We start from the raw sequence: 12,647 nt of genomic DNA on the forward strand, positions 1-12,647 counted from the left end.
ACATCGGTGGCACGCCCGTCGTGCTCTGCCGTGGACGTGTCGCCGCACGGTTCCCACGCCCTCTGCGACGCTGCGGAGCATCTGGCCCCGTGCGGTCCGCAGGAGCGCCTCCAGGTCGCGGTCGGAGACGTCGGACACCTGGGTCCACGGCCACATCCCCTGGGCGAACAGGCTCTCGGCCGTGTAGATGGTGCCGAGACCGGCGACCCCGCGCTGGTCCAGCAGGGCGTCGGCGAGAGGCAGCCCTCGGGCGACGCGAGCGGGAGGTCCGCCCGCGGTCGCCTGCGCCGGGAACCCACCCGTCGCTGCCGCGTCGCGCAGGCGGGCGAGCGCGAGCAGGACGCCGGAGTCCGGGGCGCTGAGGAAGTCGTCCGCGAGGACGTCGGGACCCAGGTGCCCGAGCAGGACCTGCTCGTCACGGGTGCGGACCACGTCGAGCATGCCGAGCCGTTCGCCGACGCACGTCCACACCTCGTTCGCGAGGACCGCCCGGACGTCCGTGCTGCGTGCGACGGCTCCGTCCGTCCCTGTGCGGGCGATGCGCCACTGCCCCTCCATCCGCAGGTGGGTGTGCAGGGTCGTCCCGTCGTCGAGGCGGGTCAGGAGATGCTTGGCATACGGCTTGACCTCGACGACGGTCCGACCGCTGAGGTCGACCCCGCCCGCGCTCGGCCACCGTAGGTCGGCACGTTCGAGGACCCGCCCGCGCAGCGCTGCGTCGAGGCGGTCGGCCGTCACCTTGACCACGTCACCCTCGGGCATCGCGAGCTCCTCGACCGGTCATGCGCGCAGGCCTTGCGGGGTGGGGCGGAAGCCCGCCTCCATGAGCGCGGCGGTCACCCCGAACGCGCGCGACGCGGTGCTGCCCGCGCCGGCGAGGGCGTCGATCCCGTCGATCCGTCCGATGACCATCTTGCCGAGCAGCCCGGCGCGCGAGGCGCGTGCGAGCTCGGCGCACGCCAGCGCGAGGCGGCGCGCAGAGGTCTCGGAGTCGTCGCCGAACGAGAGGAGGGAGCGGCCACCGCGCTCGACGTACAGGACCAGGTCACCGCCGGCGAGCACGACGACGGAGCCCACCTTGCGCCCGGGTCGATGCGTCGCGCGGGGCGTGCTCCGGGCAGGCCCGGTGCCCGGTGCGAGCGCGACGGCCGTCGAGGCCCCCATGGTCGCGCTCGCCGCCGTGCGCACCTCCGGACGGCCTCCTGGTGCCGACCCGCTCCGCACCCCGAGACCGACGGGCGCCCCGCCTCCCGGCTCGTGCGGTACCCGGGGCTCGGGCCAGGGAAGGGCCGCGCCGTACGGGTTGGCCGGGTCGGTCGCGGCCAGGAGCAGGGCCGAGAGCTCACGGCGCCCCGCCGACTCGGCGGCGTGCTCGCGGTCCTGGGCGTCGGTGCGGAGCTGGTCGACGGCCCCCGGCAGCGCGAACTGCGAGCCTCCGAGGTGCTCGACGAAGTAGCCGCGCCGGACGGTGCCCGTGGTCTCGAGCTCGGACAGGACGCGGTAGACGCCGCGGAAGTAGTTCGTCACGCCTTCGGAGGGGGCTGCTCCGCGGGTCAGCACACCGTGACGGTCCAGCAGGACCCTCGTCAGGGCGTGCGTGCGCCGGGTGGGGTCGGGTTCGCGCAGGGGAAGAGCCGACCATCTGCCCGAGCCGCCGCGCAGGTCGGACTCGCCGCGGGCGGCGGCCATCGACCCTGCTCCGAGCGAGGCGAAGCGGCCGCGAGCCAGAGGGCGGGCACGGACCGGGGCGCGTGGAGCGCGGTGCGCGCCGCCCCCGGGACCGAGCCGGCTGCGCAGGGCCCCGAGCCCGTCGTTGGTGACCCAGCCCGCCCACACCAGGTCCCACAGGACCTCCAGGGTCGCTGCCTGCGAGGCCTCCGCGAGCTCGGCGATGCGGGGCAGGAAGAAGCCGCCCGAGCCGGTCAGCAGGTCGACGACCGACCGGTGCAGGTCGGTGTCGAGCGGGCCGTCCTCCTCGAGGGGCGTCACGTCGGGGAGCGTCAGCGGGGCCGCGTCGGCGAGGTGGAGGCTCACGAGCCCGTCCTTGCCGCCGGGCAACGACGAGTGCCCGCACCACAGGACCTCGCCCGTGGTGGTCAGCTCGTCGAGCAGCGCGGGGGAGTAGTCGGTCACCCGGGAGGGCAGCACCAGGGTCTCGAGCGCCGAGGCCGGGACCGCGGCCCCCGAGAGCTGCTCGACGACCCGCAGCAGCCCGTCGGTGCCCCGCAACGTACCGATCCCGTGCCAGCGCGGCAGGAACACCCCCAGGGCCTCGGGAGCGACCGGCTCGACCTCGGCCCGCAGCGCCGCGAGCGACCGGCGCCGCAGCGTCCGCAGCACCTCGGCGTCGCACCACTCCTCGCCCGTCCCACCGAGGGACTCGGGGCGCAGGCGGCCGCACACCAGCACCCGTGCGGCCTCGAGCCTCCTCAGCTCGCCCGTGGCGACCGCCACGCCGATCCCGTACCGCGCCGCGACCTCGTGCGCCCCGAACGGTCCGTGGGTGCGGGCGTGGCGCCGCACGAGGTCGCCCAGCGGGTCGGGGACCGGTTCGGTGAAGACCTCGGGGATGCCGGTGGGCAGGGCGACCCCCAGCGCGTCCCGCAGCCGCCCGGCGTCCTCGACCACGGCCCACTGCTGCGCGACGGCGTCGGGCACCCCGGCCAGACGCACCTGGATCACCCGGCGCGCCCCTTCGAGGCCCGTGAGCCATGCGGGCACCTCCTCGCGCACCTCCTCGCGCGTGCGCCGCGCGACCTCCGCGACAGGGAGCGGCCCGAGCCTGCGCAGCAGGTCCCACGCGTCCTCCGCGTGCCGCGCCTGGCGGCTCTGGACCAGGGCGCCGAGCTCGGCCTCGGTCCGCTCGACCGACTCCGGGTCCAGCAGGTCCGCGAGCTGCGAGGCCCCGCCCTCGGTGCCCAGGAGCTCGGCCAGGAGCGTCGGGTCGAGCGAGAGCGCGGCCGCGCGGCGCTCGGCGAGGGGCGCGTCGCCGTCGTACAGGAACTGGGCCGTGTACCCGAACAGGAGGGACTGGGCGAAGGGGGACGGGGTCGGGGTCGTGACGTCGACCAGCCGGACCCGGCCCGCCGTCAGGTCCCTCATGAGCTCGGTCAGCGCCGCGACGTCGAAGTCGTCCTGGAGGCACTCGCGCGCGGCCTCCAGGACGATGGGGAACTCGGGGTACTCGCTCGCGACCGAGAGCAGCTGGGCCGAGCGCTGGCGCTGCTGCCACAGCGGCTGACGCTTGTCGGGGCGGCGCCGGGGGAGCAGCAGGGCGCGGGCCGCCGCCTCGCGGAAGCGTGCGGCGAACATGATGGAGCCGCCGAGCTCGGCACGGACCTCGTCGAGCACCTCCTCGGGGGCGAGCAGCAGGTCCTCGGCCGTCACGACGGGCGAGCCGGTGGTCCCTGCCGCGTCGCCGGGCTCCTCGCCCCAGCCGCCGTCTCCCAGGTCCGGGAGCCGCAGCACGATCCCGTCGTCGGAGTGCATGGCCGCGGCGTCGAGCCCGTAGCGGTCGCGCAGCCTCGCGCCCAGGACCAGCGCCCACGGCGCGTGGACCTTGGCGCCGTAGGGCGAGTGGATGACGACGCGCCAGTCGCCCAGCTCGTCGCGGAACCGCTCGACGACGACCGTCCGGTCGTCCGGGACGCGACCCGTGGCCTCGCGCTGGTCGGCGAGGTAGGCGACGAGGTTGTCGGTCGCCCAGGCGTCGAGCCCCGCGTCGCGCAGGCGCTCGGTGAGCGGGCCGTCCGCCGCCGCGAGCGACTCGAGCTCGCGCACCCAGGCGCCCACGGCCCGGCCGAGCTCGGCGGGGCGACCGGGGGAGTCGCCCTTCCAGAACGGCAGGCGTCCGGGGGCGCCCGGCGCGGGAGTCACCAGGACACGGTCCGGGGTGATGTCCTCGATGCGCCACGTGCTCGAACCGAGCGTGAACGTGTCGCCGACGCGCGACTCGTAGACCATCTCCTCGTCGAGCTCGCCCACCCGCCGACCACCCCGGGCCCGCGCTCCCGTCGCGGCGCCCCCGGGTGCGTCGCCGAGCACGCCCGCCGTGTCCTCGGGTCCGGCCGTCGTGGAGGGGTCCGTGGCGAGGAACACCCCGTACAGGCCGCGGTCCGGGATGGTCCCGCCGCTCGTGACCGCGAGCCGGAGCGCTCCGGGTCGCCCGCTGAGCACGCCCGTCGTCCGGTCCCACACGATCCGTGCGCGCAGCTCGCCGAAGTCCTCGCTGGGGTAGCGGCCCGCGAGCATGTCCAGCACGGCGTGCAGCGTCGCGTCGCCGAGGGCACCGTACGGTGCGCTGCGTCGGACGAGGGCCGCGAGCTCCGCGACGGTCCAGTCGTCGAGCGCGACCATGGCGACGACCTGCTGCGCGAGGACGTCGAGCGGGTTCGACAGCACGTGCAGGTGCTCGATCTGCCCGGTGCGCATGCGGTCCGCGATCACGGCCGAGGGCACCAGGTCGCCCCGGAAGGTGGGGAACACCACGCCGTGGGACACCGCGCCCACCTGGTGCCCCGCACGCCCGATGCGCTGGAGCCCGCTCGCGACCGACGGCGGCGCCCCGACCTGGACCACCAGGTCCACGGCGCCCATGTCGATGCCGAGCTCGAGCGAGGACGTCGCGACGACCGCGGGCAGCCGCCCGTCCTTGAGCTCGGTCTCGGTGCGGGTGCGCTCGGCACGGCTCATGGAGCCGTGGTGGGCCCGCGCTATCACGGGCTCGGTGCCCGCGCTCGCGCCCGACTGGGCCAGGACCTGGGCGGGCTGGAGCGTCCCGACGTCCGGCACGTCCTCGCCCTGGCGCTCGGCCCAGACCTCGTTCATGCGGGCCGTGAGCCGTTCGGCGCCGCGCCGGGAGTTGGTGAAGACCAGGGTCGAGCGGTGCTCGGCCACGAGGTCCACGACGCGCTCCTCGACGTGCGGCCACACCGACGGACGCGGAGGTCGACCGGTGGCCGGACCCGAGAGGTCGGGCTCGCCGTCGGGCAGGGCAGGGAGGCCCTCCGGCCCGGAGCTCCCGCCGGGCCCGGGCACGCTGCGCAGGTCGGAGAGGTCCGGGACGGGGACGACGATGTCTACCTCGATCTTCTTCTCCGAGGGAGGCTGCACGACGACGACCTCGCGTCCCTGGTCGTCCGGCCGGCGGTGCCCCGCGAGGAAGGTCGCGACGGCCTCGACCGGGCGGACCGTCGCCGACAGGCCCACGCGCTGCGCGGGCACGGGAAGCAGGGCGTCGAGCCGCTCGAGCGAGACCGCGAGGTGCGCCCCGCGCTTGGTCCCGGCCACGGCATGGATCTCGTCGATGATGACGGTCTGCACACCGGCCAGCCCCGCACGCGCCTGCGACGTCAGGACGAGGAACAACGACTCGGGGGTCGTGATCAGGATGTCCGGCGGTGCGACGCCGAAGCGCCGCCGCTCGCTCGCGGGAGTGTCCCCCGTGCGGGTGCCGACCACGACGTCCGGGACCGTGGTGCCGAGCCGCACGGCGGCCTGCCGGATGCCCGCGAGCGGCGAGCGCAGGTTGCGCTCGACGTCCGCGGCCAGCGCCTTGAGGGGCGAGACGTAGAGGATCCTGCAGCGCTGCGCACGGTCGTCGCCCTGCCCCGGCGCGGGTCCACCCGGTGGCTGCTCGTCGGGGTGCGTGAGCAGCCGGTCGAGCGACCACAGGAACGCCGCGAGGGTCTTGCCCGAGCCCGTCGGGGCCACGACCAGCGCGTGCCGGTCGCTGCCGATCGCCTCCCAGGCGCCCGCTTGCGCGGCCGTGGGGCGCTCGAACGCGCCCTCGAACCATGCGCGGGTCGGGGCGCTGAAGCCGGCGAGCGGGTCGGGGGACGTCACCTCGCCATTGTGGGCGCTGCCACCCACAACCGCTCCCCGCCGTGGAACCCCGTCAGGCGGGGCCGCCGAGACGTGGCAGGCTGTCCCCGTGCGGTATCGAGAGTTCTGGCAGCTGGTGGACGAGGTCTTCGGATCGGCCTACGGTCGCGCCCTGACCCGGGACCAGGTGCTCAACGCCCTGGACGACCGCACCGCGGTCCAGGCGCTCGAGGACGGCGTCGAGCCGCGGTACGTGTGGCACGCGCTGTGCGACGCGATGGAGCTGCCGGACGCGCAGCGGTGGGGCAAGGACGCGAACCGCCAGGCGCCGCCCGCGCGCTAGGTGCTCGCTGCGGGGTGGGCGGGTGTGCGGCCGCGAACCGGCAGGCGCCGCCCGCGCGCTAGGTGCTCGCTGGGAAGACAGGTCAGGACGCGCGTCTGCGGGCCCGGCGGTTCCGGACGGTCGCGACGATGTCGATCGTCGCGACGACCCCGAAGGTCCCGAGCGCGACCACCCAGAAGGACGGTGCCGGGACGTCGAGCAGCACGAGGGCCGCGAGGACCACGGCCCCGCAGAGCGTGGGAGCGACGACCGAGGACCAGAAGCCCGAGGGGCCTTCGCCGTCAGCGCGGTAGGCGTCGGGGTCGACGGGGGACAGAGGCTTCGGTGCGTCGTGCGTCATGCCGGTCTCCCTGGTGGGCGTCGCGTCGTCGGGCGGTCGGGACGGTGCGTCCTGGCCCGCCGGTCCGGGCCGACCAACGTACCGCGCCCGCGTCACGGCTCCGCCGCCTCTCGTCGCGACATGCCGTGGCTCGTCCACGCTCGAGGGGCCGGACGGGCGCCCGTCCTGCGCACGCGGCATCATGGCACCCATGTGGCATCGGCTCCCGTTCTCCGTGCACGACCTGACGGGAGCCCTCTGGTCGCTGGTGTCGACGACCGCCGGGCTGGGGCTCGCGATCTGGATCGTGCCGGGTGTGCGGATCACGTCGTGGTGGTCGGTCTTCCTCGCGGCGTTCGTCGTGGGTGTCGGCGACGCGGTGCTGCGGCCCCTGTGGCGAGTGGTCGCCGGGCGTGCGGGAGTCGTCGGGGCCCTGGTCTCGGGGCTCGCGGGCCAGGTGCTCGTGGCGTGGCTCGCGCTCACGTACCTGCCGGGCTTCGAGACCGACGACTGGGGCAGCGTCGTGGCGGTGCTCGTCCTGGCGGCGTTCTTCATGGCGATCGGTCGCTGGGCGATCGGTGCGAGCGACAACGAGTACGTGATCGACAACCTGCTGCGCCGTGCCCGCCGGGCGCAGCGCACGGCCGCCCGCCGGGCCGCGCGATCGTCGTCGGGCGGTGCGGAGGGCACCGCTGCCGGCCTGCCCGGCGCGTCCGGCCCGTCGGACAGCTCACCGACCACCACTCCCGGGTCACGTCCCGCGGGCCTCCTGGTCGTCCAGCTCGACGGTGTCGCTCGCTCGACGTTCGACCACGCCGTCCAGGCGGGTCTGGCGCCGAACCTCGCGCGCTGGATCAGTGAGGGCACGCACGACCTCGAGACGTGGTGGGCGCGCGTCCCGTCGACCACTCCCGCGAGCCAGGCCGGGCTCCTGCACGGCACGAGCGAGCACGTGCCTGCCTTCCGGTGGTGGGACCGGGAGCAAGGACGACTCGTGGTGACCAACCATCCGGCCGACGCGGCCCGGGTCGAGGCCTCGATGAGCGACGGCCGCGGGCTGCTCGCGGGCGGAGGGGTCGCGGTCTCGACGATGTTCTCGGGAGACGCGGAGACGAACCTGCTCGTCATGAGCAGGGCCCGCGCAGGGCTGGGGCCGGGGCAGGTGTTCGTCCACTTCTTCTCGAGCCCGTTCGTGCTGGTCCGGGCGCTCGTGGGCACGGTGGGCGAGTTCTTCAAGGAGCTCTACCAGGGGTGGCAGCAGGCCGTCCGCGACGTCGAGCCCCGCGTGTCGCGCCTGGGCGCCTACCCGGTCCTGCGGGCCGTCTCGAACGTCGTCCTGCGTGACCTCAACACCTCGCTCGTCGCCGAACAGCTCGTGCGCGGGGCACCCGTGGTCTTCGTGGACCTCGTCGACTACGACGAGATCGCGCACCACGCGGGCCCGCTGCGCCCCGAGGCGATGCGGGCGCTCGAGGGCCTGGACCGGGTGGTCGGGCTGCTCGAGCAGGTCGCCGCGGCGGCGCCCCGTCGCTACGAGGTCGTGGTGCTCTCCGACCACGGACAGTCCCTCGGCGCGACGTTCGAGCAGGTCGTGGGTCGTCCGTTCCTCGACGAGGTGCGCCGGCTCATGGCGGTCCGGCCCTCCCCGGGCGAGCGTCGCCGTCGGGCGTCCGGGGTGCGCTCGGCCTCGGCTGCGGACTCCGAGGCGTGGGGAGCGGTCAACACCGCGCTCAACGCGCTCGGACGCGACAGGGGAGCGCGGAGCGGCCCGGGGGAGCGCGACGGGAAGGGCGCGCAGGGTGGGCGCGTGCTGGTCGGACCGGACCGCGACAGCGCGACGACGGACACGGGCGAGCTGCCCGAGGTCGCCGTCGTCGGCTCGGGGAACCTCGGCCTCGTGTGGTTCCCGCGCTCCCCGGCGCGGCTCGTGGGTGACGAGATCCGGGCGCGGTGGCCCGCGCTCCTGCCGGGCCTGGTCGCGAACCCGGCCGTGGGGGTCGTCGTCGTGCAGGAGAGCAGGCCCGCGCAGGGCGAGGTGCCCGACGTCGTCGCGTACGGCCCGGCGGGCAGCCGTCACCTGGTCTCGGGTCTGGTCCACGGCGAGGACCCGCTCGCGGCGCACGGACCGCGCGCCGCGCCCGACCTCCTGCGGGCGGCCTCGCTCGAGCACGCGGGCGACCTCCTCCTGGTCTCGAGCGTCGACGACGCGGGGCTGGTCCACGCGTTCGAGGGGCTCGTGGGCTCGCACGGCGGGCTGGGCGGTGCGCAGAACGAGGCGATCCTGCTGCACCCCGCGAGCCTGCGGGTGTCGGACGGGGCGCGCGAGGACGTGGGCGGTGCGCGCATGCTGGTGGGAGCCGAGTCCGTGCACCGTGAGCTCGTGCGCTGGCTCGAGGAGCTGGGGGTGAGGCGATGACCGGCGACCGGACGGCCCCCGGGCTGCGGGTCACGTGGCTCGGGCACTCGAGCACGGTGCTCGACGTCGCCACGCCCGACGGCCGTGTGCGGATCGTCACCGACCCCCTGCTGAAGCGGCACGCGGGCCTGCTGCGCAGGCGCGGCGTGCGGCCCGCCGAGGTCTGGCGGGGTGCCGACGCGGTCCTGCTCTCGCACCTGCACCACGACCACGCCGAGCTGGGGTCGCTGCGGCTGCTGGGGGACGTGCCCGTCCTCACGGCGCCCGCGAACGCGCGCTGGCTGCGCTCGAAGGGGCTCGACGGGGTGGGGCTCGGCGCGGGGCCCGAGCGCGACGAGCGACCGCTCGCGGGCCCCGTGCCGGGTCGTCCGCGGGTCCCCGGGTCGGCGGAGGAGCACGGCTCCTGGCACGACGTCGGAGCGCACGTCCGCGTCCACCTCACCCCCGCGGTGCACGGGCACCGGCCCATGCCGCACCGGCCCAACGCCGCGGTGGGGCACCTCGTCCAGTCGGACGGCTGGACGCTCTGGGCGCTCGGCGACACCGAGGCCTACCCCGGCATGGTGCACCTGCCGGCGCTCGCGGGCGGCCCGGTCGACGTCGCCCTGGTGCCCGTGGCGGGCTGGGGGCCGCGACTGTCGGGCGGGCACCTGGGGCCGGCCGAGGCGGCGCGCGTGTGCGCGGCGGTCGGGGTGCGGGTCGCGATCCCGGTCCACTGGGGGACGCTGCACGCGCCGGGCGGGCAGAACCTGCCGCGCGGATGGATGGACCATGCCGGGGAGGCGTTCGCGGCCGCGGTGCGCCGGTGGGCGCCCGAGACCCGGGCCGTCGTGCTGCGGCCGGGCGAGTCGTGGGAGGGCTGAGGCGCTCGGGCGCGCTGCCCGTGCCGGTCGCTTCCCACGCGTCGGCGTGCTCGACGACACGCCGTGCGGGACCTTCTCTCGAACAGGTGTTCGGGTAGAGTTGTGCACAGCACGAGCCGACCGCCCGTCGTCCACAGGCAGGGCAGGGGGGGACGACGAGTGTCAGTGGCGGCACGTACCGTCGGGACACGACACAGGCTTCCCGAGGTCCTCGGCCTCGAACATACTTCGGCACGGTTCCGTGCCCCGCACGCAAAGGTGACCGACATGCCCGCACCCGCAGACCGCGAGAAGGCGCTCGAAGCCGCCCTCGCACAGATCGACCGCAACTTCGGCAAGGGATCGGTGATGCGCCTCGGTGACGAGGGCCGCGCGCCGGTCGAGGTCATCCCCACGGGGTCCATCGCCCTGGACATCGCACTCGGCATCGGCGGTCTCCCGCGCGGTCGTGTCGTGGAGATCTACGGCCCCGAGTCCAGCGGAAAGACGACCGTCGCGCTCCACGCCGTGGCCAGCGCCCAGCGAGCGGGTGGCATCGCGGCGTTCATCGACGCCGAGCACGCCCTGGACCCCGAGTACGCGAAGAAGCTGGGCGTGGACACCGACGCGCTGCTCGTCTCGCAGCCGGACACGGGGGAGCAGGCTCTGGAGATCACGGACATGCTGATCCGCTCGGGTGCCATCGACATCATCGTCATCGACTCGGTCGCGGCCCTCGTTCCCAAGGCCGAGATCGAGGGCGAGATGGGTGACAGCCACGTCGGTCTCCAGGCGCGCCTCATGTCCCAGGCGCTGCGCAAGCTCACGGGCGCCCTGAGCCAGTCCGGCACCACTGCGATCTTCATCAACCAGCTCCGCGAGAAGATCGGTGTCATGTTCGGGTCCCCCGAGACGACGACCGGCGGCAAGGCCCTGAAGTTCTACGCCTCGATCCGCATGGACATCCGCCGCATCGAGACCCTCAAGGAGGGAACCGACGCGGTCGGCAACCGTACGCGCGTCAAGGTGGTCAAGAACAAGATGGCCCCGCCCTTCAAGCAGGCCGAGTTCGACATCCTGTACGGCGTCGGCATCTCGCGCGAGGGCGGGCTCATCGACATGGGCGTCGAGCACGGCTTCGTGCGCAAGTCCGGGTCGTGGTTCACCTACGGTGGCGACCAGCTGGGCCAGGGCAAGGAGAACGCGCGCGGCTTCCTGCGTGACAACCCGGACCTCGCCAACGAGCTCGAGAAGCGCATCAAGGAGAAGCTCGGCATCGGGGCCACGCTTGATGCCCCTGCGGACGAGGTGGCCGCCGGTGCGCCGGTCGTCCCTGCAGCGGCCCCGGCCGGTAAGGGCAAGAAGGCCGTCCTCTGATCATCGACGACCCGCTGGACCGGATGCCCGACTGGGCGCGTCCCCTTCCCGGTCGGGAGGGGGACGCGCCCATCGGTGCCCCCGGCGCGGCGGGGGACGTCTCCGACGCCACGGGGGACGCCCCGGACCGGGCGGAGCCCGCGGTACGCGCAGGCAGTACACCGAGCCGCGGTAAGCCGGTCCGAGGGACGTCCGGACTCGGTGCGTCCGGGCTCGGTGGAGGCCGGTCCGGTGGCAAGAGCAGCAGCTTCGGCAGGAGCGGGTTCGGGGAGCGCTCCTCGAGCCGAGGATCTGGCTCGACCCGGCGCCGTGAGTACTCTGGCGAACGCAAGGAACGCAAGCCGCGCCCCACGATCGCCGACCGTGTGGAGTCGGGTGCCCTGGCAGGAGCCGAGCTCACCGAGCACGCCCGTGAGGCGATCCTCCGGACGCTCACGGCCGCACCCAAGAGCCGACGTCAGCTCATGGACGCCATGACTCGCAAGGGATACCCACCCGAGGTCCTCGAACCCCTCCTCGAACGCTTCGAGGAGGTCGGACTGATCGACGACGCCGAGTACGCCGGGATGATCGTCCGTACCCGCCACGGCGAGAGGGGACTGTCCCGTCGGGCCATCGCGCAGGAGCTGCGACGCAAGGGCATCGACGACGAGACCGCGACGGGCGCACTCGACCAGGTCGACGACGACGACGAGAACGACGCGGCCCGCGACCTCGTCCGCCGACGCCTGGCCAGGACGACGGGCCTCGACCGCGAGGTGCGTATCCGGCGCGTCGTCGGGATGCTCGCCCGCAAGGGGTACAGCCCGGGGCTCGCGCTCAGCCTGGTCCGCGAAGAGCTGGCGCGTGAGGGTGACGAGGCGGACGACGAGCCCTACGGCGGGTTCGACGACCTCTGAGGACGAGCGTCGCCGTCGACCCCGCACACCGTCCGCGGAGGCCGACGAGCGCTCGCGGTTCGTCCCGACGTCCGCGCCGATGCGGCGTGCTCCTGACGCGACGCAGCCGTCCCGGTCCGTGACGACCAGGACGGCTGCCTCGTGCTGAGCACCTACGTGCCGGTCACTTCGGTGCAGGCGGCGCGGCCGGGGCCGTGCCCACCGGAGCTGCCCCGCGTGCCCCGACCGCGAGACCGGGAGTCGCCGCACGGACCGGGCCCGCTGTCCGACCCCGCAGCCGCCGCGCCAGGATCTCGGCGACCTTCGAGAGCACGTAGTTGATCGTGATGAACAGGATCGCCGCGACCAGCAGCGACTGCAGGATGTTGCCGTAGGCGGAACCCAGGCGACGCGACTCCTGGAGGAGCTCGGTGTACGTGATGATGTAGCCGAGCGCGGTGTCCTTGAGGACCACGACGAGCTGGGAGACCAGCGCCGGGAGCATCGCGATGAGCGCCTGGGGCACCTCGACCGACCGGAGCGACTGACCGCGCGTGAGACCCACGGCCAGCGCGGCCTCGTGCTGACCCTTGGGCAGCCCGTAGACCCCCGAGCGGACCAGCTCGGCGACCACCGACCCGTTGTACAG

General features: G+C 74.5%; 9 protein-coding genes. 5 read left to right on the plus strand and 4 right to left on the minus strand.

What is annotated here, in order from left to right:
- Positions 1–762 (minus strand): DNA-formamidopyrimidine glycosylase family protein (locus ACFWFR_RS11725; RefSeq protein ID WP_377623083.1); only part of this gene is annotated, 762 nt, incomplete at its 3' end.
- An 18-nt stretch (positions 763–780) separates the two neighbouring features.
- On the minus strand, positions 781–5,844 hold the full coding sequence (locus ACFWFR_RS11730) for a DEAD/DEAH box helicase (protein WP_377623084.1): 5,064 nt from the start codon (positions 5,842–5,844) through the stop codon (positions 781–783).
- An 88-nt stretch (positions 5,845–5,932) separates the two neighbouring features.
- Between ACFWFR_RS11730 and ACFWFR_RS11735 the strand changes: the two genes are divergently transcribed.
- Positions 5,933–6,166 carry a DUF3046 domain-containing protein gene (locus ACFWFR_RS11735; protein WP_191803935.1) on the plus strand — a complete coding sequence of 78 codons (234 nt, stop codon included), beginning with the start codon at positions 5,933–5,935 and terminating at the stop codon, positions 6,164–6,166.
- A gap of 82 nt (positions 6,167–6,248) precedes the next feature.
- Here the strand turns inward: ACFWFR_RS11735 and ACFWFR_RS11740 are convergent, their stop codons facing one another.
- Positions 6,249–6,506: a hypothetical protein gene (locus ACFWFR_RS11740; protein WP_377623085.1), complete on the minus strand. Its 258-nt coding sequence runs from the start codon at positions 6,504–6,506 to the stop codon at positions 6,249–6,251.
- Between the two features lie 190 nt (positions 6,507–6,696).
- Here ACFWFR_RS11740 and ACFWFR_RS11745 point away from each other — a divergent pair, with 190 nt between their 5' ends.
- The 4 genes from ACFWFR_RS11745 (at position 6,697) to ACFWFR_RS11760 (ending at position 12,019) form a co-directional block, all read left to right on the plus strand.
- Positions 6,697–8,901, plus strand: coding sequence for an alkaline phosphatase family protein (locus tag ACFWFR_RS11745; RefSeq protein ID WP_377623086.1), 2,205 nt, complete (start codon positions 6,697–6,699; stop codon positions 8,899–8,901).
- Positions 8,898–9,764, plus strand: coding sequence for an MBL fold metallo-hydrolase (locus tag ACFWFR_RS11750; protein WP_377623087.1), 867 nt, complete (start codon positions 8,898–8,900; stop codon positions 9,762–9,764). Before ACFWFR_RS11745 ends, ACFWFR_RS11750 begins: the two co-directional genes overlap by 4 nt.
- Before the next feature lie 267 nt (positions 9,765–10,031).
- Positions 10,032–11,120: a recombinase RecA gene (gene recA, locus ACFWFR_RS11755; RefSeq protein ID WP_191803944.1), complete on the plus strand. Its 1,089-nt coding sequence runs from the start codon at positions 10,032–10,034 to the stop codon at positions 11,118–11,120.
- A gap of 365 nt (positions 11,121–11,485) precedes the next feature.
- A complete protein-coding gene (locus ACFWFR_RS11760; protein ID WP_377623088.1) occupies positions 11,486–12,019 on the plus strand; it encodes a regulatory protein RecX in 534 nt (177 codons plus the stop codon).
- 163 nt (positions 12,020–12,182) lie between these two features.
- Here the strand turns inward: ACFWFR_RS11760 and ACFWFR_RS11765 are convergent.
- The coding region (locus ACFWFR_RS11765) for an ABC transporter permease subunit (protein ID WP_377623089.1) at positions 12,183–12,647 on the minus strand (465 nt) is incomplete at its 5' end.

Origin of the sequence: Oerskovia sp. NPDC060287 (assembly GCF_042726775.1) — a bacterium.
Classification (GTDB): Bacteria; Actinomycetota; Actinomycetes; order Actinomycetales; family Cellulomonadaceae; genus Oerskovia; species Oerskovia merdavium.

Excerpts from the sequence above, each read along its gene's own strand:
- ACFWFR_RS11745 (WP_377623086.1), top strand. The coding sequence starts at position 6,697 with ATGTGGCATCGGCTCCCGTTCTCCGTGCACGACCTGACGGGAGCCCTC.
- recA (WP_191803944.1), top strand. The coding sequence starts at position 10,032 with ATGCCCGCACCCGCAGACCGCGAGAAGGCGCTCGAAGCCGCCCTCGCA.
- ACFWFR_RS11750 (WP_377623087.1), top strand. The coding sequence starts at position 8,898 with ATGACCGGCGACCGGACGGCCCCCGGGCTGCGGGTCACGTGGCTCGGG.
- ACFWFR_RS11740 (WP_377623085.1), bottom strand. The coding sequence starts at position 6,506 with ATGACGCACGACGCACCGAAGCCTCTGTCCCCCGTCGACCCCGACGCC.